Raw genomic sequence first — 23,015 nt, 5'->3', positions numbered from 1 at the left:
AAAATTTATACTTTTGATAATACAATTTTTAAGTACAATTATCTAATTTTCAATATCATTCATTTATACCATTTAATCTGTTTTGGTCTCATGGAATTTTCAGAAAAAGAAATCGCTCCCTTAGCGAGCTTGGATGTATGGGAAGACGATGTTTTACAGCGTTATCCCGAAGAAGATACTACCTTCACAAAGACAAAAGAAGAGTATCGTAACTACGACAACCCCGAGAGAGATACCGTTCGGGAGTTTTATCGTTTAAATCATAAGTACCAAACTTATGACTTTGTGAAAGAAAAACAGGCTGAGTTCTTGAAATTTGATAAAAAAGAAATGCCTATTTGGGATGCCTTTGATTTCTTAAACTCGTTGGTAGACGATTCTGACCCTGATACTTCATTAGACCAATGGCAACATTTATTACAAACTTCTGAGGCTATCCGTGCAGACGGTCATCCAGATTGGTTTGTATTGACTGGCTTATTACACGATATGGGTAAAGTACTTTGCCTATTTGGTGAACCGCAATGGGCAGTAGTAGGAGATACTTTCCCTGTAGGGTGTAAGCACTCAGATAAAATTGTTTATTCAGAATATTTTGAGGCTAATCCAGATGCACACGACGAACGTTTTAATACTAAATATGGTGTTTATTCGCCAAATTGTGGGTTGAAAAACGTCGATATGTCGTGGGGACATGATGAATACCTATATCAAATGGTAAAAGATAATTTGCCAGAGCCAGCCTTGTACATGATTCGCTATCACTCATTTTATTCACAACACCGTGAAAATGCTTACGAGCATTTGATGGATGAACATGATCATGAAATGTTTGAATGGGTGAAGAAATTTAATCCTTATGATTTGTATTCAAAACTTCCTGTACCTCCAGATACAGAAGCCTTGAAACCATATTACAAAGAGTTGCTGAAAAAATACTTGCCAGCTAACTTGAAGTTTTAATCAATATAAAAGCCATCTAGTAATCTGGATGGCTTTTGTATTTTAAGATATTGATTCTGCTTACAGTATTTCTAGTACTACAATAATTTGTTATTATCCTCTGTCTTCTTCGATTTCCTGAAGATTTCGGACAATAAAATACCCGAAAAATATTTTTCCTCCTCATTATCAAATCATTACATATTTTTTCTATCTTTGCACCCCCATAAAGTAACACTTTTAGGGGATTTCACTTAATTTCTTCGCATTTTGCCCGTGGCGATGATGTACAAAGGGCTTTTAATCAAACACATGGCTAACCAATTAGCAGATTTCGACTGGGATTTAGTCGGCACAAAAGGTATCGGTGGAGGTTATTCTGCTGAGCAAAGAGCTCAAATGGAGGCTCTAATCGAGGAAACTTTAAATTTAGTTACTGAGAAACAAGTAGTAAAAGGAACAGTCGTAGGGATTACTGACCGTGAAATTATCTTGAATATTGGTTTCAAATCAGATGGTCTTGTACCAACCTCTGAATTCAGAGATATGCCTGATTTGAAAGTAGGTGATGTAGTAGATGTTTATGTAGAAAACCAAGAAGACAAATCAGGTCAATTGATTCTTTCTCGTAAACTAGCTAAAGTAATGACAGCATGGAAAAATATCGAAGACGCTCTTGAACAAGATGTGGTTATCGATGGTTTCGTGAAACGTCGTACTAAAGGAGGTTTGATCGTGGATATTTATGGTGTAGAAGCATTCTTACCAGGTTCACAAATTGATGTGAAACCAATCCGTGACTTCGACATCTTTGTTGGAAAGAAAATGGAAGTGAAAGTGGTTAAAATCAACCACGCTAACGATAACGTAGTTGTATCTCATAAAGTATTAATCGAGAAAGACCTTGAGCAACAACGCCAGTCTATCTTGACTAACCTTGAAAAAGGACAAGTACTTGAAGGTGTAATTAAAAACATGACTAACTTCGGTGTATTCATCGATTTAGGTGGTGTAGATGGTTTACTTCACATTACAGACATTTCATGGGGTCGTATCAACCACCCACAAGAAATGCTTAAGCTTGACCAAAAAATCCAAGTGGTTGTTTTGGACTTCGATGAAAACAAAAAACGTATTTCATTGGGTATGAAACAATTACAAGCTCACCCTTGGGATGCTTTAGCTGAAACTACTGAAGTTGGTTCTAAAGTAAAAGGTAAAGTTGTAAATGTTGCTGATTACGGTGCATTCTTAGAAATTACTCAAGGCGTTGAAGGCTTAATCCACGTTTCGGAAATGTCTTGGTCTCAGCACTTGCGTAACCCACAAGATTTCTTGAAAGTTGGTGATAATATCGAAGCAGTTGTGTTAACACTTGACCGTGCTGAACGCAAAATGTCATTAGGTATCAAACAATTGACTGAAGATCCTTGGACTAAACAAGATTTGTTAGCTCGTTATGCTATCGGTTCTAAACATACTGGAACTGTTCGTAACTTAACTAACTTCGGTTTATTCCTTGAATTAGAAGAAGGTATTGATGGTTTAGTTCACGTATCTGACTTGTCTTGGACTAAGAAAATCAAACACCCGTCTGAATTCGTTAAAGTTGGCGAAAAATTAGATGTTATCGTACTTGAATTAGACGCTGAAAACCGTCGTCTTGCTTTAGGACACAAACAATTGGAAGAAAACCCTTGGGATACTTTCGAATCAATCTTCACAGTAGGTTCAGTACACAAATCTACAATCGTTGCGAAGAATGATAAAGGAGCTACTTTAGAGTTACCTTACGGAATCGAAGGATTCGCTCCATTAAAGCAATTGACTAAAGAAGATGGTTCAATCGCTGAAGTAGGTGAGCAATTAGATTTCAAAGTAATTGAATTCCAAAAAGAAGACCGTAAAATTGTTCTTTCTCACGTAAGAGTTTACAACGATGCGAAAGAAGAAGCAGTAGTTGAAGAGAAAAAGAAAACAGCTAAAGACGTTCAGAAATTAGCTGATAACACTGAAAAATCTACGTTAGGTGATTTAGATGCTCTTTCAGCATTGAAAGCTCAAATGGAAGATTCAGCTCGTGAAGAGGCAAAAAAGAAATTAGATAAAAAAGCAAACACTGCTGAATAATCTTTTTTCTTAATAAATACCAAAAACGACCTATTGGCTTTGCTAATAGGTCGTTTTTTTGTTTATTTATGTACCAACCTCACTAATTTGGTAATGTTTTAAAATGGTTTAAGCCAGTGGGTTACCTTTATTGAAGATTTTTTTTGAAAAAGATTATAGATAAATATCAAAGAGGCTTTTGTTTTAATCTTTTTTCTATTAATTTTGCACTCCAATCAAATGGTCTTGTGGCCGAGTGGCTAGGCTGAGCTCTGCAAAAGCTCCTACAGCGGTTCGAATCCGCTCGAGACCTCAGAGTTATATCTGATAACTCAGGGAAAAACAAAAAAGTCTTTCAACAACTGTTGAAAGACTTTTTTGTTTTATAGCTCTTTCGTCCTAAACAATATTAATAACCGTTAAGCAGTTTGGCATTGTTAACTGCTTTAAAAGAGCTATAATCGCTATGTTATAAATATTACAGAGCACGTACCTACTAAATGAATTATTTAATAACTTTATTCTTGAAGCTGTTTAAACTTTCCGTTTCTGAGGTGAAAGTATTGTATTTTAGAATTGATTTTTTCAAAATTTGGGAAGCATAGCATCGCTACGTAGAGTAAATTTTGGAACAAGCTATTCTAAAAGACTTAGTTTAACCCGAAAGTGAAAGTTTAAACAGCTTCCTTATTAACACCTCTTTTGCCCTGCTTATAAACTTAACAAATGTTCATTCTTTTTATTTTTGATAATTGAAAATATACTTGGTAATATGTTATGTAAAATCAATCTAAATATTGTTTTCATACTGCAAAAATTTAATTCTTTATTACCTTTATGAGCGGTTAATTTATAGCGTAGAGCGGTCTTGATATTGTACAAACGAATCAAAGGAAATTTCAATCAAGAAAAAGAGGGAAAATGATGGCTTGATTAGAAAGATTCTAAATTGGTATTAGCGATACGAAATTTGCAAAAAATGCACATTAAATTAATTGGTTCATAAATAATCCAATTGTACTTTTGTGACCCGCAAAAGTGTCTAAATAGTAATTTTGCTGAAAAAAATAATTTTGTTCCTCTTATTTCTAGAGGAGTAGTCGAGTTTAGATAATTGAAGAAATTGAATTAAATCTTGTACTTTTATATAAATGTTCTGTTATAAAACGATTATGATAACCATGAAACGCTTGAAAATTGTTGCACTAACGGCAGTTTTAGGCTTCTTCGCCGCAACTGTGAATGTTAACGCACAAGACGTCGCCGAGGGTGAACAAATTTTCAAAAACAACTGTGCTGCTTGTCACAACACAAGCGATGAGACCTTAGTAGGTCCGGGCTTGAAAGGAATTAGCGATAGAAGACCTCTGGACTGGATTGTAAAATGGGTACACAACCCTCAGGCAGTTATTGCTTCTGGCGATAAATATGCTAACGAACTTTATAAGAAGTTCAACCAAGCTCAGATGACTCCTTATCCTGGGTATTCAGAAGATCAAATCAAGAGTGTTATTGCTTACATTGATGCTCAAGCTACTCCAACACCTCCTCCAGGTACAACTCCTCCAGTTGATGGAACTCCTACAGCAGCAGGTTCTTCAAATGGTGGTATGATGGAATACATCCTTGTAGCATTGTTAGGCGTAATGATTCTTGTTTTAGTAGCATTACTATCAGTAGTTTCTTCGCTGACAAAATTAGCAACAATTGATCCTGATTCTGATGCAGCTAAAAATGTACCTTTATTTCAGAAAATTGCTGAAAATGGAAAAAAGTTAGCAGGTAACAGTGCGTTCAAAACAGGTGCAGCCTTGTTAATCACTCTTTTGATTGGTAAAGCAACTATTGATACTGCTTATGGCGTAGGTATCCACCAAGGGTATGCTCCAGAACAACCTATTCAATTCTCTCACAAATTGCATGCTGGTCAGTACGAAATCAACTGTAATTACTGTCACACTGGTGTTTATAAAGGAAAAGGTGCAAACATTCCTTCTGCAAACATTTGTATGAACTGCCACAACACTATCAAACGTGAGTCTCCTGAAATTCAAAAAATCTATCGTTCTTTAGAAAACGACGAGCCTATCCAATGGGTTAGAGTTCACAACTTGCCAGATTTAGCATACTTCAACCACTCTCAACATACTAATGTTGGTGGTTTAGAATGTAAAAGCTGTCATGGTGAAATCAACAAAATGGAAGTGGTAGAACAACGTTCATCATTGACAATGGGTTGGTGTATCGACTGTCACAGAAAGACAGAAGTAAATACAAAAGACAACGCTTACTACGACAAGCTAGTAGAATTACATAATAAAACTAACAAAGAGCCTTTGAAAGTTCAGAACATCGGAGGTTTAGAGTGTTCTAAATGTCATTATTAATCATAATGATTTATTCATTGACTGACATTTTAAGTTTATAATCAAGATATTTCGTTATACATATTACATATATGGAAAATAATACAAAACGATATTGGAGAGGGATTGAGGAATTGACTAATGAAGCAGATTTTGTAAAATATGCTCATCGTGAATTTGGAGATGCCCCTACAACAGATGAAAAAGGAAAAGCTATTATTGATGGTACAAATACCAATCGCCGTGACTTTTTAAAAGTACTTGGTTTTGGTGTATCAGCAGTTACTTTGGCAGCTTGTGAAGCGCCAGTGAAAAAAACTATTCCTTATTTGAACAAACCTGAGGATGTAGAACCTACTATTGCCAACTGGTATGCATCTACTTTTACTGATGGAGGTGACTATGCTTCTGTTTTAGTAAAAACACGTGAAGGTCGTCCTATCAAAATTGAAGTAAACCCACAGTCATCTCTTACAAAAGGTATTTCTGCTCGTATTCATGCTTCTGTGTTGAGCCTTTATGATAACGAGAAATTAAAAGGAGCTTTAATAGCAGGTGCTGGTGCAGACTGGAAAGTAGCAGATAAAGAAATTATAGCTGAGCTTACGAAAGTAGCCGCTAAAGGGGGTCAGATTAGAATTGTATCGAATACAATTTTATCGCCAACTACTAAGAAAGTAATTGCTGAGTTTATTGCAAAATATCCTACTACCCAATTAGTTACTTACGATGCAAACTCGTTAGCTGGTTTAGTACAAGCGAACGGTGGTACGGCTCCAAGTTTTGATTTCAGTAAAGCAAAAACGATCGTTTCAATTGGTGCTGATTTCTTAGGTACTTGGTTGTCAGGTGATGAGTTCTCAGAACAATGGGCTAAAACTCGTAGAGTAAGCTCTGCTGAAGGTGGTAACAAAGAAATGTCTCGTCATTATCAGTTCGAAACGATTATGTCGATGACTGGTGCTAACGCTGATTATCGTGCAACGTACAAACCATCACAAGAAGGTTTAGTAGTAGCGTCTCTTTATAATGCAGTAGCATCTAAATTGGGTGCTGCAACGATTGCTACTTCAGCTGTAAAAATTGATCATCTTGATAAAGCTGCTGCTGATTTAGTAGCAACAAAAGGTGCTTCATTGGTAGTGTCAGGTTCTAATGACCCTGCGGTTCAATCAATTGTAGTAGCGATTAACAGCTTATTAGGCTCTTATGGCGTAACAATTGATGCTGGTTCACCAGTAAGCTACCGTTCAGGTTCTGATGTAGCAATGAATTCATTTATTTCTGAAGCTAAAGCTGGTCAAATTGCTGCGGTAATCTTCTACAATGCTAACCCAGTATATAACCACCCTCGTGGAGCTGAATTAGCTGAAGCATTACCAAAAATTGGATTAACGATTTCAACAAATGACAGAGCAGACGAAACAGGTTCGCTTTGTAAATATAACACTCCTGACTCTCACTACTTAGAGTCTTGGAATGATTCAGAACCTAAAAAAGGTTACTTCTCATTCACTCAACCTACTATCTCAACAATTTTCAAGACGCGTCAGGCACAATCTAGCTTCTTAATCTGGGCTGGTTCAAACGGTGACTATGCTACTTACCTTGAAAATAACTGGTTAGGTACGTTAGGTGGAAAAGTGGCTTGGTCTAAAGTATTACATGATGGTGTTTACGAAATAGGTTCTCCTGTATCGGCTGCAACACCAGTTGTAAATATTGCAGAAGCTGCGGCTTTAGTGGCTAAGAACTACAAAGCTACTTCTGACAAAATGGAATTGGCTGTTTATGAAAAAGTAATCATGGGTTCTGGTTCACAGGCAAACAATCCTTGGATTCAAGAATGTCCTGAGCCAGTATCTAAAGCATGTTGGGGTAATTATGCAACAGTATCTTTAGCAACAGCTAAACAATTAGCCTTAGAACAAGAAGTTGAATTAGATACGCTTGAAGTTGAAGTATTGGTAAATGGTAAATCAGTTATTCTTCCATTCATCGTTCAACCTGGTCAGGCAAATAATACTGTAGCGATTGCAATTGGTTATGGCCGTACTAAAGCTGGTAAGTCAGCGGATGGTGTTGGTGTTAACGCTTATCCATTAACATCAGTTGTTAACGGAAACATTGCTTATTTCAATACAGGTGATGTACAAGTAAAACCTACAGGTAAAACTGCTAAAATTGCTCGTACCCAAACTCACAACACAGTAATGGCTCGTGAGGCTGTAGTACAAGAAACAGTTTTAGGTGCTTATAAAAAGAATGTTGAAGCTGGACGTTTTAAACCAGAAATTTCAACAGCTGAAGGTAAGAAAACAGCCATGGACATTACGTTATGGAATGGACATAAGTATAATAACCACGCATGGGGGATGGTCATTGACTTGAACACTTGTACTGGTTGTTCAGCTTGTGTGATTTCATGTAATGCAGAAAATAACATTGCAGTAGTTGGTCGTGAAGAAGTAATTAACCGTCGTGAAATGCACTGGATGCGTATCGACCGTTATTATTCTTCTGATGCTGACGTGGAAGATGTAAAAGGATTAGAATATGCTTCTGAAAATCCAGAAGTTGTATTCCAACCAATGTTATGTCAACACTGTAATAATGCTCCTTGTGAAACAGTTTGTCCAGTATTGGCAACTACTCACTCTACAGAAGGACTTAACCAAATGACTTACAACCGTTGTATTGGTACACGTTACTGTGCTAACAACTGTCCATATAAAGTTCGTCGTTTCAACTGGTTCCGTTACTACCAAACAGACGAGTACGATTTCCACTTCAACAACGATTTAGGTCGTATGGTGATTAACCCAGACGTAACAGTTCGTTCACGTGGGGTTATGGAAAAATGCTCAATGTGTGTTCAACGTATCCAAGCTGGTAAATTAGAAGCGAAGAAAGAAAAGAGAAGACCAAAAGATGGAGAAATCCAAACTGCTTGTTCTCAGTCTTGTCCTACTAATGCCATTACTTTTGGAGATATGAATGATGAAACATCTGAAATCTCAAAATTATTAGCAGTAGAACACAAAGGCCGTGCATTTGGTGTAATCGAAGAAATTAATGTTAAGCCAAGTATTTCTTATTTAGTGAAAATCCGTAACAAGGAAGAAGTAGTTAAAAAAGAAGAGGCTAAGGCTGAACACAAAGAACACGCATAATATTGTAGAGAATGATACATTGAAGAGTAATTTTACGAATAGATTTTACTCTTCAATCATTTTTTTTGATCCATCATTGAAATTAAAACTATCAAATATTAAAATATGTCGCACGTAGTATCACCCATAAGAGAAACCCTCGTTTCAGGCGGTAAATCTTATCACGACGTTACAAATGATATTTGTAAGCAAGTAGAAGGGGCTCCAACAAAAGAATGGAAAATTGCTTTTGGAGTATCTCTCGTAGTTTTTGCTTACGGTGCTTATTGTCTATTCTGGACATGGTGGCAAGGAATTGGAGTTTGGGGCTTAAACAAAACAGTAGGCTGGGCATGGGATATTACCAACTTCGTATGGTGGGTAGGTATTGGTCACGCTGGTACGTTGATTTCTGCTGTATTACTACTATTCCGTCAGAAATGGAGAACATCTATTAACCGTGCTGCGGAAGCAATGACAATCTTTGCCGTACTTTGTGCTGCATCATTTATCTTGGCTCACATGGGGCGTCCTTGGTTATTCCACTGGGCATTACCATTACCAAATACATTTGGTTCTCTTTGGGTAAACTTCAACTCTCCATTAGTTTGGGACGTTTTCGCTATCTCAACTTACCTTTCTGTATCATTAGTATTCTGGTATTTAGGTCTTGTACCTGACTTGGCTACTATCCGTGACAGAGCGCAAACTAAAGCTTCAAAATTCTGGTACGGTTTGTTCAGTTTAGGCTGGAATGGTTCAGCAAAAACTTGGGCACGTTATGAATACGTTTCTTTGATTTTAGCAGGTATCTCTACTCCACTTGTACTTTCAGTACACACGATTGTATCAATGGACTTTGCAACATCAGTAATTCCAGGATGGCACACTACCATTTTCCCTCCTTACTTCGTTGCGGGTGCTATCTTCTCAGGGTTTGCCATGGTACAGTCTTTATTGTTGATTACTCGTGTAGTATTTAAATTAGAAGACTATATTACGATTGAGCACATTGAAATGATGAACATCATCATTACAGTAACAGGTTCAATTGTAGGTATTGCATATTTAACAGAATTCTTTATTGCTTGGTATTCAGGCGTAGAGTATGAAAGTTACTGTTTCGTTAACCGTGCTACTGGTCCTTACTGGTGGGCATATTGGATGATGATGAGTTGTAACGTGTTTTCTCCACAATTTTTCTGGTTCAAAAAACTACGTACAAGCATTCTTGCGTCATTCATCTTATCAGTTGTTGTGAATATCGGTATGTGGTTTGAGCGTTTTGTAATTATCGTTTCTTCATTACACCGTGACTACATTCCTTCTTCTTGGGCTATGTTCTCGCCAACGATGTATGATATTGGTGATTATATTTTCTCATTCGGTTTATTCTTTACGTTGTTCTTCTTATTCGCGAAATTCTTGCCAGTAATTAATATGTTCGAGGTTAAGTCAGTAATGAAAGGTGTTTCTACTAACTATCCTTTCAAGAAGAAACCAGACGGAGAAAAATCTAAAGAAAATGTTCATTAGTAATTAGTTACTCATTTTACTAAAGTACAAATCACAATAACAGAATAACGATTCAAACAATGGATTCAACAGAAAGATATTTAGTAGGGGTATATGATGATGACGATGAGGTCTTACATGCTGTAAGCACAGTAAAGCAAAGCGGTGTCAAGATTGAAGAAGTTTATACTCCATTCCCAGTTCACGGATTAGACGTTGCAATTGGTCACCCTCGTACTCGTATTCCAATAGCAGCCTTTTTGTTTGGCTGTTTAGGATTAACATGTATATTCTCTTTGATAAACTATACAATGGTTTTCGACTGGCCAATGATTATTGGTGGTAAAGACTTTTTTGCTTTGCCAGACTGGATTCCAGTTTCATTTGAGGGTACTGTATTGTTTACTGCCTTCGGTATGGTTGGTACTTTTTTAGTATCAAATAGCTTATGGCCAGGGAAAAAACCAAGAACTTTCGATTTAAGAAGCACAGATGATAGATTTATTTTGACTGTTAATATGGCAAATAATAAAAAGTCAGAAGCAGAAATCGAATCAATTTTGAAAGCAACTGGTGCAATCGAAGTGAACGTTAAGCAATTTTAGTTTATGTCACTTGAAATGATTTTTAAGTGATTGACGAAAAAAATATTTCTAAAATTATGTTTACTAACAAAACAAAAAGTCTTTTAGTAAGTGGGGTCATCGCATTATCACTAACTGCTTGTAAAGACAAACATAACGATCCAGGGACTGAGTTTGCTCCGAATATGTATCATTCAGTAGGATACGAGCCAATGTCACAGTCTGAAGGAGATACAAACCATATCAACCCTTATGGAATGAATATGCGTTTGCCTGTAAAAGGAACTGTACCTCGTAGTAATTATGGTAAATCACAAAGCGATTCTGTGAATGCTAAATTACTTCAGATGGATTTGATTGCTCGTAATATCAAATCTGGAGATATGGCTTCTTCTGAGGCTTTATTATCAAACCCTTTTGCCCCTACAGAAAAAAACATTGAAGCTGGTAAAGAGCAATATGAAAGATTCTGTCAGCACTGTCATGGCGAGGCTGGAAAAGGTGATGGCCTTGTAGGTAAAAAGTATGCAGGGGTACCTGTATATTCATCTGATGCTTTGAAAGATGTAAACGACGGACATATCTATCATACAATCACACATGGAAAAGGTAGAATGTGGGCTCATGGTTCACAGATTTCTTCTGCTGACCGTTGGAAAATTGTATTGTATGTTCATGAATTACAAAAGCAATAGTATTTGCTAAAAAACATTTCGGAGTTTCAGGGTAAACTCTTTAAAAGTATAAAATCAAACTTACAAACTTTATAGTATAATGGCGGGACATTCACATTTTTCCCCAGCTAACGTCGAAGAATATTTTGAGTTCACGGCGGAGGGTCGCAAGAGAATCATTTATGCTTTTGTGGCTGGAGTTGTAGCTCTACTAGTTGGAATTTATTTGTTATCACGTGGTGAAGGGCACGAAGTAGTTCAAGCAGCTGCTGAACATGGTGCTGAGCACGGAGAACACCTTTCTGGCGGAGCAGTTTCTCATCATGGTGATTACGATTGGACTAACCGTATCTGGGCAAACCTTTGGTTGAACGGAGTATATTTTACAGGTATTGCTGTAATCGGTATGTTCTTCGTTTCAATTCAATACCTTGCTAAAGCAGGTTGGTCATCAGTATTAAAAAGAGTACCTGAGGCATTTCCACGCTTCTTGATGGTAACAGGACCAGTTTTAATTTTAACATTCCTTTTTAAAGGAGATGTTATTTTCCACTGGATGCACCATGGAATTACAGACCCTGCAAGTGAACACTACGATAAAATTATCGCTGGTAAATCAGGATATTTGAATTTTGGGTTCTTCTTAGGAAGAATGGTTGTATTCTTTGTGCTTTGGTTAGTTCTTTGGAGTTGGATGCGTAAAAAATCTATTGATGAAGATTTAAACGGTGGTACTAATAATTTTTACGATATGGTAAAAATTGCTACTGGATTTATCGTAGTAATGGGTATTTCAAGCTCAATGTCTGCTTGGGACTGGGTTATGTCTATCGATACTCACTGGTTCTCAACGATGTTTGGTTGGTATATGTTCTCTTCATGGCACGTTACTGGTTTAGCTACCATTACGTTAACAGTATTGTTATTGAAAGATAAAGGTTATATGCAATATGTGAACTTTAACCATTTACATGATTTGGGTAAATTCATGTTTGCGTTCTCTATCTTCTGGACTTACGTTTGGTTCGAGCAATTCTTATTGATTTACTATGCTAACTTCCCTGAAGAAACTATCTATTTCTTAGAACGTTGGGAAGGACATGACAAGCTTTATAAGGCTACAGAAATTTTGAATGTAGTATTCAACTTCTTCTTCCCATTCTTAGTAATGATGACGCGTGATGCTAAAAGAACAGCTGTTTTCTTGAAAATCTGTTGTTGCTTCATCTTGGTAGGTCATTATTTAGATTTCTATCAAATGATTATGCCAGGCGTACTTGGCCCACACGGTGGATTTGGACTAGTAGAATTTGGAATGGTTACAATCTTTGCTTCTGCATTCATTTATATTGTATCAAATGAATTGACAAAAGCATCTTTGATTGCTAAAAACCACCCATTCTTGGAAGAAGCTCTTCACCACGATATTTAATTTTTTTGATTTAAGAAAAAATGTTTTATCACAGAAAACATTTTTGATAAACATTTTATTAAGAATTTATAATTAAAATTTGTTTACGAACATGACGTATTTAATAGGACTTTTGTCAGTAATATTCTTGATTTTGGCAATTATGATTGTCAGCAAGAGTATGGCTTTATCAAAAGGTATCAAAGGAGAAGAGATAGACTCTGATGTACCAGTTGATGGCGCTAACAATCTAAATGCAATTGGGTTCATTATATTCTTGGTTTTAGGTTCTATTGGTGCTGCATGGTCGTTTTTCCACGCAAGACCAGACTTTTTACCAGTTGCAGCATCAGAACATGGTGTGAAAACAGATAGTATGTTTTGGATTTCAATGGGAGTAATTACTTTCGCATTCTTTGTTACGAATGCACTTTTATTCATCTTCCCATTCATCTATCGTTACGAAAAAGGAAAGATTGCTACTTTCTATCCTGTTAACCATAAACTTGAACTTATTTGGACTGTAATTCCAGCTATCGTAATGGCTGTACTAGTATTTACAGGCTGGAGAACTTGGAGAGACATTACTTCACAAGCACCAGATAATGCTGTTGTGATTGAAGTGACAGGTCACCAATTTGGATGGTATGTTAGATATGCAGGTAATGATGATAACAGATTAGGAAATAACAATTTCAAATTGATTGATAATACAAATAGCGTTGGTATTGACTTTACAGATGAGAAATCATTTGATGATTTTACTGCCAATGAAATGCACATTCCTAAAGGCGTTCCAGTATTATTGAAAATCAAAGCTCAAGACGTATTGCACTCAGTGTATTTACCATATCAAAGAGTTAAAATGGATGCAGTGCCAGGGATGCCTACAAAATTCTGGTTTGTTCCAACGATTTCTACAGAAGAGATGCGTTATAAAACAGGAAATCCTGATTTCAACTATAAGTTAAACTGTACTGAAATTTGTGGAAGTGGTCACTTTGGGATGTCGATTACAGTTTTTGTGGATGAGCCAGCTGATTATGCTGCTTGGTGTAAACAACAAAAACCATTTTTAACACAAAATCCTGATTATTTAGCTAAAGTACCTGAAAAATTCAAAGCAAAAGCTCAAAAATACATTGAAGCTCCTGCTGCTGAAACAGACAGTACTACAGCTACAGAAACAGCCACAGCTGGAACGGCATCTTTACGTTAAACTACTTATTCAAAAAGAATAAATTTTCATTAATTATGGCAACTGAGACACTAAACGCTACAGACGCTCATGCACACGAGCATGAACATGAGCATCACGAGGTAGGCTTTGTTCAAAAATATATTTTTTCAGAGGATCACAAAACGATTGCTAAGCAGTACTTAATTTCAGGTATTATCTGGGCTTTCTTTGGTGGTGCTATGTCAATCATCTTTCGTTTACAATTAGGTTTCCCTAATATGGATTTAACTTGGTTAAAGCCAGTGTTAGGTCAGTGGATTGTAGATGGAAAATTAGAAAAAGAATTCTATTTAGCACTTGTTACAATGCACGGAACCATCATGGTATTCTTTGTATTAACAGCAGGTTTATCAGGTACATTCTCAAACTTTTTGATTCCTCTTCAAATTGGAGCAAGAGATATGGCTTCGGGCTTTATCAATATGTTATCATATTGGTTCTTCTTCTTAGCTTCAATTATCATGTTTGCTTCATTGTTTACTGAAACAGGCCCTGCATCGGGCGGTTGGGTAATTTATCCACCACTAAGTGCATTACCACAAGCAATGCCTGGTTCTGGATTAGGGATGACATTATGGTTGACAAGTATGACATTCTTTATCGTTTCTCAGTTAATGGGAGGTATTAACTATATTTGTACTGTTATCAACCTTCGTACACGTGGAATGTCATTTACTAAATTACCTTTGACTATCTGGGCGTTCTTCTTTACAGCTATCTTAGGTCTTTTATCTTTCCCTGTATTATTATCAGCAGCGTTATTATTGATTTTCGACCGTAGCTTTGGTACATCATTCTATTTGTCAGAAATCTATATCGGTGGTGAAGCTTTGCCAAACGTAGGTGGTTCGGCTATTTTATACCAACATTTATTCTGGTTCTTAGGTCACCCTGAAGTATATATCGTATTACTTCCAGCTTTAGGTATCACATCTGAAATTATTGCTACTAACTCTCGTAAGCCAATCTTTGGTTACCGTGCGATGATTGGTTCAATGATGGGTATTACAATGCTTGCATTTATTGTATGGGCTCACCACATGTTCGTAACAGGTATGAATCCATTCTTAGGCTCAGTATTTATGTTCCTAACATTGATTATTGCAGTACCTTCGGCAGTAAAAGCATTTAACTATATCACAACACTTTGGAGAGGTAATATTATCTTTACGCCAGCGATGTTGTTCTCTATTGGTCTAGTATCATTGTTTATCTCAGGTGGTTTAACAGGTATCATTCTTGGTAACGCTGCTTTAGATATCAACTTACACGATACTTACTTTGTAGTTGCTCACTTCCACTTAGTAATGGGTGCGGCATCATTCTTCGGATTGATGGCAGGTGTTTATCACTGGTTCCCTAAAATGTTCGGAAAAATGATGAACAAAAACATGGGATATGCTCACTTCTGGGCAACTTTCATCGGTGTTTATTGCGTATTCTTCCCAATGCACTATGTAGGTTTAGCGGGTTTCCCACGTCGTTATTACTCATTTACTGCATTAGGAAATGGTAGAATGGAAGCTTTTGTTGATATGAACATGTTTATCTCAATTGCTGCTATCTTGACATTTACAGCACAAGTGATATTTGTAATCAACTTTGTATATTCTATCTTCAAAGGAAAAACAGCTCCTCAGAACCCTTGGAATTCAACAACTTTAGAGTGGACTACTCCAGTTGTTCCTGGACATGGTAACTGGGAAGGTGAGATTCCAGCAGTATATCGTTGGCCTTACGACTATAGCAAGCCAGGTTCAGCAGTAGATTTCATCCCTCAGAACGTTCCATATTCAGCAACACCTGAATCTAACTTACCAGAGGAAAATGAAGAAATTGCACAAGAAAAGGATATTGAAGATTTATTAGATATTCAAAATTCATCTTACAGTCACTAAGATGTAAAAAACCTCTAAAGATTGAGAATGTGTTAATTTAGGTAGCCTTAGATTAACATATTCTCAATTTTTCTTTTTAGAAGATTCATTCAATTGAAACAATAAGCCTGTTGAATGAATTTGTTTTATCAATGTCATAAATATTCTAATAATGCTTTTTAGAAAATTAGGGATATTAACCATCATTACTATTTATCTGTTAGTGTTGGCAGGTGGAATTGTGAGAAGTACCGGTTCGGGAATGGGTTGTCCTGATTGGCCAAAATGTTTTGGCATGTTAGTACCACCAACAGACGTAAGCCAATTACCCCCTAACTACCAAGAGATTTATGCCGAAAAGTTGCATGGTGAAGTAGAATTTAATGCAACAAAAACATGGATTGAATATGCGAATAGATTAGTCGGAGCATTTACAGGGATAGTAGTATTTGCAGCATTTATAGCATCAATTTATTATTATTTCAAGAAAGATAGAGTAATTGTATATTTGTCATTTTTAGGAGTTGTTTTGATAGGAGCCAACGGAGCATTAGGAAAATACGTAGTTGATTCATTTTTAAAGCCCGGTGTAGTAACTTTGCACATGTTATTGGCAGTTTTAGTAGTATTTGTATTGTTGTATGCCATTGCTAGAGCGTGGTCTGAGGTGATTAAAGTAGAGAAAATTGAAAACAAATCAACCTTAAATCGTCTATTGATTTTAACGTTGGTTGTTTCAACCTCACAAGTATTATTAGGAACACAAGTAAGAGAGGCAATAGATAAAGTAATTGCTAATCCTTTGTTTGGTTATGATAGAAACACATGGATTGAGCAAATGGGCTTACCATTCATAATTCACCGCTCATATTCATTGGTTATTCTGGCATTGCATGTGTATTTAATTGTGCTATTAAAGAAAAATATTAATACAGAAGGACTGATTTATAAATTCATGATAACATTGTTGGTTATCGTTATTATTGAAGTGCTGTCGGGTGTTATTATGGCTTATTTTGGTGTACCAGCTTATATCCAGCCTATTCACCTCACGCTTGCGATATTGTCTTTAGGTATTCAATTTATCATTTACTTGTTAACAAATTCAGAACGTGTTTTCAAAGCAAGAACTGAACTAAGCGTAGTAAAGAATTAATTATATTAAAATGAATATTTGATATTCATGCTAGTAAAATGATCTCAAAAGAAGAAAATATTCCAATAGGAATAGCTTTAAAAGTAAAAGCTTATTACGAGTTATTAAAATTTAGATTGTCGGCTTTAGTAGCCTTTTCGGGTGCCTTTGGATATTCTTTAGCTGTTGACCATATTGATTGGCAAAAAGTAATAGCGATTAGCTTAGGAGGCTTTTTTATTACTGGTTCTGCCAATATTGTCAACCAGATTAAAGAAAAAGAACTGGATAAGCTGATGAAAAGAACACAAAATAGACCTTTGCCCACAGGAAGACTGTCGGTAAATGAAGCTACTGTGTTTTGTATCGTTTTGCTCATTATTTCATGCTATATTCTATTTATAGAATTTAATTACAAAGCAGGCTTACTGGGCTTATTAAGCTTTTTGTTGTATGGTTTTGTTTATACTCCTTTGAAAAGAGTAGGGCCAATTTCTGTATTTGTAGGTGCTTTTCCAGGGGCTTTCCCTCCGATGATTGGTTGGGTTGCAGCTACCAACCATTTTGGCTTAGAGCCAGGTATTTTATTTGCCATTCAGTTTTTTTGGCAGTTTCCACATTTCTGGGCTATTGCTTGGGTAGCTGATGAAGACTATCAAAGAGCAGGCTTTAAGATGTTGCCTAATAATGGGCATAAAGACTTAAGAACGGCCTTAACCATGATGATGTACACCATCTTTTTAGTGCCTTGTGGATTTGTTCCTTATCTTTTGCACATGACGGGCATTAACTCTGCGATGGTAGCCGTGTTATGTGGTGTATTGTTTTTATCTCAGACATTCTATTTGATGTCTAAACCAACAGATAAAGCCGCGTTGATGATGATGTTTGGCTCATTTATATATTTGCCAATTGTGCAGATAGCTTTTTTGATGGACAAGGTATAATTTTGATTTAGAATTGATAGTTAAATAAATAATGACACAAGAACATTTAGCCAATATAAAGCTAGGAGAGCCCGAAGAAACGCTCTCGATGAACCCAAAGAAGTTTATGCTTTGGTTAGCGATAGTTTCCATAACGATGATGTTTGCAGGTTGGACATCAGGTTATTTAGTAAGAAAAGCAGAAGGAAGATGGCACGAGTTTGAGTTGCCTCAAATCTTTTGGTATTCAACTATTATTTTGTTTGTAAGTAGTATTTCGATGATTTTAGCAGTAAGTGCTGCAAAAAAAAATAAATTCAGTACACTCAAAACAGCAATTTCTATTACTTTTGTGTTCGGGTTGACGTTTTTAGTAACCCAAGTAATTGGTTTCTCTGATTTAATTAAGGGTCAATTATATTTTGCTGGAAGCGATGTAGCGTCTTCATGGATATATGTTTTAGTAGGTTTACACGGCTTACACGTATTTTCTGGATTAATAGTATTACTAGTATCTTTGATTTCATCATTCAAGTTTACTGCTGAATCAAAAAACCTTACTAGAATCCAATTATGTGCTACTTATTGGCACTTTTTGGATATCCTATGGTTGTATTTATTCTTTTTCTTGTATTTTAATCGTTAATCTGTTTAAATTAGCGAACTTTTAAATAATTAATAAACCCCAAATTATAAAAGATGTCTGCATTACACGCTGCTACTGCCGTTCCTGAAAAATTGACATGGTCGGGTGGTTCAGAACCTTTGAAAGCTAGTTACGGAAAACTAATGATGTGGTTTTTCTTACTTTCAGATACGTTCACTTTCTCAGCCCTATTGGTAACTTATGGTATGATTCGCTTTAGTCAGCAAGCATACACTGGTGCACATGAAAAGTTCTTCTTTTCTACTACGCACTGGCCAATCCCAGACAAAGTTTTCGAAGCAGTTCCATTTTTACATGGTGTTGAAGCTCCGTTAATATTTGTGGGAATCATGACATTTATTTTGATTTTTAGTTCTGTTACAATGGTATTAGCAGTAGAAGCTGGTCACCGTGGCGACCGTGCTGATGTTGAGAAATGGATGCTTTGGACAATCCTTGGTGGTTTTACTTTCTTAGGTTCACAAGCTTGGGAATGGACGCACTTTATCCATGGCCCTGCTGACTTAGCTTTAGCAGCTAAAGATGCTTTAGGCAACCCTATCGAAGGTGCTAACCTAACACGTAACCCTTATGGTCCTCCTGCATTCGCAGATTTATTTTTCTTTATTACTGGATTCCACGGAACACACGTATTTTCAGGTGTTATTTTAAATATCTTGATTTTCTTTAATACAGCAACAGGTTTATACGAACGTCGTGGACATTACGAAATGGTAGAAAAAGTAGGTCTTTACTGGCACTTTGTAGATTTAGTTTGGGTGTTTGTATTTACATTCTTCTATCTGGTATAATTCGATAACTGTTAATCTAATAATATAATGGCATCACATGTTCATTCATCTCATACAGATGAAAAAGTAATACCACCTCCACAAACGGCGGCAATCTGGAAAACATTTTGGATTCTTTTAATCCTAACAGCAATTGAGTTCGTAATTGCATTTACAATGCCAGCTAACCATTTAAGAGTTGCTATCTTTGCTGGAATGACAATTGTTAAAGCATTTTACATTGTAGGTGAATTTATGCACTTAAAGCATGAAGTAAAAACCCTTATCTGGGCGATTTTAATACCCGTAGTATTTGTAGCGTGGTTATTAACAGCGTTGATTTACGAAGGTGGTCACCTTTATTGATATAACAAATTATGGTGGATAATCGCTTGAAAAAGTGATTATCCACTTATGTTTTAGGTTGACTCAACCCTAAACATTGAGAATGATTAAAGAAAACAATCATGCAAAAGTCTATGAAAGCTGGAATCCTAATCACTGCGTTAGTTGTTCCAGCTTTAATTTTTTTATATTTAAAGGGTTTTGGGGAAAACCATTATGAATTGCCCTATATGATTCCTTTGACGGATTCTACCACAGGCAATGTAATGTTGAAGAAGAATCCGAATCCACGTTGGAATCAGCCAGAAATGGATACTGTTTTTCATACGATACCTACTTGGCAATTGATAGATGAAAATGGAACAGCTTTTTCAAGTGAAAGCCTAAAAGGGAAAATATATGTAGCAGATTTTTTCTTTACTAGATGTACTTCTATTTGCCCTAAAATGTCAACTCAACTTACTAGAGTACAAGATACGTTTTCACAAAATGAGGAAGTGAATTTTGTTTCGATTTCAGTTGACCCTGCACATGATGAACCAGAAAAGTTAAAAAAATATGCCCAAGAATATGATGCTATCAAGGGGAAATGGCACTTTTTGACAGGTGAAAAAAAAGTGATATATCCGTTGGCTGTCAAAGGTTATTTTATTCCAGTAGCAGATGCTTCAGAATACGATAAAGCCATCAAAAGTCCTGATGAAACATTTATTCATTCTGAAAAGTTAATATTGGTAGATAAAGAAGGGCATATCAGAGGGTTCTATGATGGTACTGATAAGAAAGATGTAGATCGCCTGATTTTAGAAATGAGAGTACTATTAAAAATATACGAAACAAATAGCTGAGTTGAATTAGAAAATCTATAATACAATGAGTTTAGTGGTAGAAAAAAACGACAAGAATGAGAAGCTAGTTAGTATTTTGTCAATTGCTATTCCTGTAGCAGTTGCACTGCTTATTGGTGTAAGAACAAAAATTAATTTAGGTGAATGGACAAAAATATTACCACATTTGATTGGTATACTTAATACAACCACATCAGTTACATTAATTATTGGCTATATTTTTATTAAAAATAACAATATAAAATGGCATCGAAAAATGATGACTTTGTCGTTTATACAAGGTTCTTTGTTTTTGATTTTATATATTTTATATCATATATCTAATCCTTCTACATCTTTTGGAGGTGAAGGATTTATTAGACCTGTATATTATTTCTTTTTGCTTTCGCATATTGGTTTATCTATTAGTGTGGTATGGTTTGTTCTTAGAGCAATGTATTATGCTTTGAGCAATCAGATTGAATTGCATAGAAAGATTGTGAAATTTACCTTTCCGATGTGGTTATATGTTTCAGTAACAGGTGTGATAGTTTACCTAATGATTTCACCGTATTACAAGTAATCGTTATTTCAGAAAAAACTTATGAAAAAATTCGTTTTAACTTCAGTTATATTGTTGGTTTCGGTATCAATGAGTTTAGCACAATGTGCTATGTGCAGAATGACCGTAGAAAGCACCGTTTCAAATGGTAGAAGCCAAATAGCATCCAACTTAAACTTTGCTATTTTATACTTGCTTGTAGCTCCGTATTTATTAGTAGCAGTAGTCGGTTATTTATGGTGGAAGAGTTCAAAGAAGAATATGTCACCTCAAACTATTTTGAGACAACGATTAAAAAAAGCTTTTAGTTAATAAAAAATGGTTTCAGAATACATTCTGAAACCATTTTTTATTCCCAAAGAGGATAATATTCTAAGCGGATTTGCTCACCGAAAAATATTTTAGTGGATGTTTCAAACGATTGTGTATAATCTGAAACATAAAAATGTTTAATGTATGCATTTAAGCCATTCAAAGCATGGTTAGTAGATAAAAACTCTTCAACAGATTTAGCAACGATTTCAGAGGTATCGAGCACGGTTACAGAATCTTTATAATAATGCTCAATCTGTTTTTTGATTAAAGGATAGTGCGTACAACCCAAAATTAAGGCTTCGATATCAGCTAATTCTTCATTTTTTAGGTATTCCTGAATAATACTTTCAGAAATATTGTTGTTAAAAAAACCTTCTTCAATCATAGGGGCTAGCAAAGGCGTAGCCAATGATTTTAGCATAATATCTTTTTCTAGGGCATCAGTTTTTTTTCTATAAATATTAGAATTAACCGTTTGTTTAGTGCCAATCAAGCCAATCGTTTTTCCAGCATAATTTTCTGATAAATAATTAACGACGGGGTCAATTACATTCATTACCTTAGCCTTGCTACCAACATATTCTTTTACCAGTTCATAAGCAGCGGCTGAAGCTGAATTGCAGGCAATTAAAATGATTTTACATTTTTGCTGCAATAAAACATTACAAATTTTGATAGAATAAGCCTGAATGGCTGCCGCAGATTTATCGCCATAAGGTAAATGTGCTGTGTCGCCGAAGTAAATAATATTTTCGTTAGGAAGTAACTTGGTTACGGCATGAGCCACCGTCAAACCACCAATACCGCTATCAAAAATGCCTATCGCAGCAGAAGAATTCATAGGAAAAAGATTAAAAATAAAAAAAATGTGGGCTATAAGCTACTTATGAATAATATCTGGCAAAGAAAATCAATTATTGTTTACAAATTTGAATATTCAATATTTATCATGCAACCTTTCATTAGTATATTTCATCTTGAAAGTAATTAAGTAAACAAATTGCTCTGAACCGCAGATTTATAAAAAAGCTAAACCAGAACCTTATATCGTGAAACTGATTACTTTATTTCAAACTGAAGAGGCATTAGTGAAAGCTTGTCAAAAAGGCGACCCAAAGGCCCAACGAAGAGTGTACGAGAAGTATTCCCCAAAGATGTTGGGGATATGCTTTAGGTATGTACATGATGAGTTTGAGGCGGAAGAAATAATGATTGAAGGTTTTGTGAAAGTATTTGATAAAATTAATAGTTTTAAATTGGAGGGAAGCTTTGAAGGATGGATACGACGAATAATGGTGAACGAATCATTGATGTATCTGAGAAGTAATAAAAAAGCCCAATTTGAAGTAAGTTATGACCAAATTCTTTACGAACCCGAACCAGAACAATTTAGAACAGACCTTGAAACAAAAGATTTACTAAAGTTGATTGAGAAGTTGCCAACAGGCTATAAAACAGTATTTAATTTGTATGCGATAGAGGGGTATTCTCATGCAGAAATTGCGGAACAATTGGGAATTACGGAAAGTACTTCAAAATCGCAACTATCAAGAGCAAGAGTAATTTTACAAAATGCAGTAGTTCAAACGATTTAACTC

General features: G+C 35.7%; 20 protein-coding genes and 1 tRNA gene. 20 read left to right on the top strand and 1 reads right to left on the bottom strand.

The features are described 5' to 3' along the window. Window positions 1-90: 90 nt before the first annotated feature. The 19 genes from AC1RNE_RS10340 (at window position 91) to AC1RNE_RS10250 (ending at window position 21,414) form a co-directional block, all read left to right on the top strand. A complete protein-coding gene (locus AC1RNE_RS10340) occupies window positions 91-963 on the top strand; it encodes an inositol oxygenase family protein (RefSeq protein ID WP_492800896.1) in 873 nt (290 codons plus the stop codon). A 291-nt stretch (window positions 964-1,254) separates the two neighbouring features. Then, window positions 1,255-3,072, top strand: coding sequence for a 30S ribosomal protein S1 (gene rpsA, locus AC1RNE_RS10335; RefSeq protein ID WP_492800895.1), 1,818 nt, complete (start codon window positions 1,255-1,257; stop codon window positions 3,070-3,072). A gap of 221 nt (window positions 3,073-3,293) precedes the next feature. Further along, a tRNA-Cys gene (locus tag AC1RNE_RS10330) sits at window positions 3,294-3,364 on the top strand. A gap of 868 nt (window positions 3,365-4,232) precedes the next feature. After that, a complete protein-coding gene (locus AC1RNE_RS10325) occupies window positions 4,233-5,438 on the top strand; it encodes a cytochrome c3 family protein (RefSeq protein ID WP_492800894.1) in 1,206 nt (401 codons plus the stop codon). 71 nt (window positions 5,439-5,509) lie between these two features. After that, window positions 5,510-8,590 carry a TAT-variant-translocated molybdopterin oxidoreductase gene (locus AC1RNE_RS10320; protein ID WP_492800893.1) on the top strand — a complete coding sequence of 1,027 codons (3,081 nt, stop codon included), beginning with the start codon at window positions 5,510-5,512 and terminating at the stop codon, window positions 8,588-8,590. A gap of 105 nt (window positions 8,591-8,695) precedes the next feature. Next, window positions 8,696-10,105 (top strand): NrfD/PsrC family molybdoenzyme membrane anchor subunit, encoded by a 1,410-nt coding sequence (gene nrfD / locus AC1RNE_RS10315; RefSeq protein WP_492800892.1) that lies wholly within the window; start codon window positions 8,696-8,698, stop codon window positions 10,103-10,105. Between the two features lie 59 nt (window positions 10,106-10,164). Further along, a complete protein-coding gene (locus AC1RNE_RS10310; protein WP_492800891.1) occupies window positions 10,165-10,689 on the top strand; it encodes a DUF3341 domain-containing protein in 525 nt (174 codons plus the stop codon). Between the two features lie 56 nt (window positions 10,690-10,745). After that, window positions 10,746-11,363, top strand: a complete 618-nt coding sequence (locus tag AC1RNE_RS10305) for a c-type cytochrome (RefSeq protein ID WP_492800890.1) — start codon at window positions 10,746-10,748, stop codon at window positions 11,361-11,363. Window positions 11,364-11,442: 79 nt separating this feature from the next. Continuing rightward, window positions 11,443-12,774, top strand: a complete 1,332-nt coding sequence (locus AC1RNE_RS10300; protein WP_492800889.1) for a quinol:cytochrome C oxidoreductase — start codon at window positions 11,443-11,445, stop codon at window positions 12,772-12,774. 91 nt (window positions 12,775-12,865) lie between these two features. Beyond that, complete coding sequence (locus tag AC1RNE_RS10295; protein WP_492800888.1) at window positions 12,866-13,972, top strand: cytochrome c oxidase subunit II; 1,107 nt, start codon at window positions 12,866-12,868, stop codon at window positions 13,970-13,972. A gap of 35 nt (window positions 13,973-14,007) precedes the next feature. Further along, window positions 14,008-15,891 carry a cytochrome c oxidase subunit I gene (locus tag AC1RNE_RS10290; protein ID WP_492800887.1) on the top strand — a complete coding sequence of 628 codons (1,884 nt, stop codon included), beginning with the start codon at window positions 14,008-14,010 and terminating at the stop codon, window positions 15,889-15,891. Window positions 15,892-16,042: 151 nt separating this feature from the next. Next, window positions 16,043-17,026: a COX15/CtaA family protein gene (locus tag AC1RNE_RS10285; RefSeq protein ID WP_492800886.1), complete on the top strand. Its 984-nt coding sequence runs from the start codon at window positions 16,043-16,045 to the stop codon at window positions 17,024-17,026. A gap of 38 nt (window positions 17,027-17,064) precedes the next feature. After that, entirely contained in the window at window positions 17,065-17,952 is an 888-nt protein-coding gene (cyoE, locus tag AC1RNE_RS10280) for a heme o synthase (protein WP_323248944.1), read from the top strand. Between the two features lie 31 nt (window positions 17,953-17,983). Continuing rightward, a complete protein-coding gene (locus AC1RNE_RS10275; RefSeq protein ID WP_492800885.1) occupies window positions 17,984-18,577 on the top strand; it encodes a cytochrome c oxidase subunit 3 in 594 nt (197 codons plus the stop codon). Between the two features lie 53 nt (window positions 18,578-18,630). After that, entirely contained in the window at window positions 18,631-19,389 is a 759-nt protein-coding gene (locus tag AC1RNE_RS10270) for a cytochrome c oxidase subunit 3 (protein WP_492800884.1), read from the top strand. Between the two features lie 27 nt (window positions 19,390-19,416). After that, window positions 19,417-19,734 carry a cytochrome C oxidase subunit IV family protein gene (locus AC1RNE_RS10265; RefSeq protein ID WP_492800883.1) on the top strand — a complete coding sequence of 106 codons (318 nt, stop codon included), beginning with the start codon at window positions 19,417-19,419 and terminating at the stop codon, window positions 19,732-19,734. Window positions 19,735-19,835: 101 nt separating this feature from the next. Next, window positions 19,836-20,561 (top strand): SCO family protein, encoded by a 726-nt coding sequence (locus tag AC1RNE_RS10260; RefSeq protein WP_492800882.1) that lies wholly within the window; start codon window positions 19,836-19,838, stop codon window positions 20,559-20,561. A 25-nt stretch (window positions 20,562-20,586) separates the two neighbouring features. Beyond that, window positions 20,587-21,123, top strand: coding sequence for a DUF420 domain-containing protein (locus tag AC1RNE_RS10255; RefSeq protein ID WP_492800881.1), 537 nt, complete (start codon window positions 20,587-20,589; stop codon window positions 21,121-21,123). Window positions 21,124-21,144: 21 nt separating this feature from the next. Beyond that, complete coding sequence (locus tag AC1RNE_RS10250) at window positions 21,145-21,414, top strand: hypothetical protein (protein ID WP_492800880.1); 270 nt, start codon at window positions 21,145-21,147, stop codon at window positions 21,412-21,414. 37 nt (window positions 21,415-21,451) lie between these two features. Here AC1RNE_RS10250 and murI read toward each other — a convergent pair whose 3' ends face one another. Further along, entirely contained in the window at window positions 21,452-22,258 is an 807-nt protein-coding gene (gene murI, locus AC1RNE_RS10245; RefSeq protein ID WP_492800879.1) for a glutamate racemase, read from the bottom strand. A gap of 205 nt (window positions 22,259-22,463) precedes the next feature. On the opposite strand from murI, the gene AC1RNE_RS10240 reads away from it, so the two are divergent. Continuing rightward, entirely contained in the window at window positions 22,464-23,012 is a 549-nt protein-coding gene (locus tag AC1RNE_RS10240) for an RNA polymerase sigma factor (protein ID WP_407654651.1), read from the top strand. Window positions 23,013-23,015: the final 3 nt, after the last annotated feature.

The organism is Arcicella sp. GW822-FHT02H01 (assembly GCF_058802005.1).
Note: the sequence above shows the minus strand (reverse complement) of the source record. Positions and strands in the feature narration are given on the sequence as shown.

Coding starts and splice junctions, on each gene's coding strand:
- AC1RNE_RS10340 (WP_492800896.1), top strand. CDS start 91: ATGGAATTTTCAGAAAAAGAAATCGCTCCCTTAGCGAGCTTGGATGTA.
- rpsA (WP_492800895.1), top strand. CDS start 1,255: ATGGCTAACCAATTAGCAGATTTCGACTGGGATTTAGTCGGCACAAAA.
- AC1RNE_RS10325 (WP_492800894.1), top strand. CDS start 4,233: ATGAAACGCTTGAAAATTGTTGCACTAACGGCAGTTTTAGGCTTCTTC.
- AC1RNE_RS10320 (WP_492800893.1), top strand. CDS start 5,510: ATGGAAAATAATACAAAACGATATTGGAGAGGGATTGAGGAATTGACT.
- nrfD (WP_492800892.1), top strand. CDS start 8,696: ATGTCGCACGTAGTATCACCCATAAGAGAAACCCTCGTTTCAGGCGGT.
- AC1RNE_RS10310 (WP_492800891.1), top strand. CDS start 10,165: ATGGATTCAACAGAAAGATATTTAGTAGGGGTATATGATGATGACGAT.
- AC1RNE_RS10305 (WP_492800890.1), top strand. CDS start 10,746: ATGTTTACTAACAAAACAAAAAGTCTTTTAGTAAGTGGGGTCATCGCA.
- AC1RNE_RS10300 (WP_492800889.1), top strand. CDS start 11,443: ATGGCGGGACATTCACATTTTTCCCCAGCTAACGTCGAAGAATATTTT.
- AC1RNE_RS10295 (WP_492800888.1), top strand. CDS start 12,866: ATGACGTATTTAATAGGACTTTTGTCAGTAATATTCTTGATTTTGGCA.
- AC1RNE_RS10290 (WP_492800887.1), top strand. CDS start 14,008: ATGGCAACTGAGACACTAAACGCTACAGACGCTCATGCACACGAGCAT.
- AC1RNE_RS10285 (WP_492800886.1), top strand. CDS start 16,043: ATGCTTTTTAGAAAATTAGGGATATTAACCATCATTACTATTTATCTG.
- cyoE (WP_323248944.1), top strand. CDS start 17,065: ATGATCTCAAAAGAAGAAAATATTCCAATAGGAATAGCTTTAAAAGTA.
- AC1RNE_RS10275 (WP_492800885.1), top strand. CDS start 17,984: ATGACACAAGAACATTTAGCCAATATAAAGCTAGGAGAGCCCGAAGAA.
- AC1RNE_RS10270 (WP_492800884.1), top strand. CDS start 18,631: ATGTCTGCATTACACGCTGCTACTGCCGTTCCTGAAAAATTGACATGG.
- AC1RNE_RS10265 (WP_492800883.1), top strand. CDS start 19,417: ATGGCATCACATGTTCATTCATCTCATACAGATGAAAAAGTAATACCA.
- AC1RNE_RS10260 (WP_492800882.1), top strand. CDS start 19,836: ATGCAAAAGTCTATGAAAGCTGGAATCCTAATCACTGCGTTAGTTGTT.
- AC1RNE_RS10255 (WP_492800881.1), top strand. CDS start 20,587: ATGAGTTTAGTGGTAGAAAAAAACGACAAGAATGAGAAGCTAGTTAGT.
- AC1RNE_RS10250 (WP_492800880.1), top strand. CDS start 21,145: ATGAAAAAATTCGTTTTAACTTCAGTTATATTGTTGGTTTCGGTATCA.
- murI (WP_492800879.1), bottom strand. CDS start 22,258: ATGAATTCTTCTGCTGCGATAGGCATTTTTGATAGCGGTATTGGTGGT.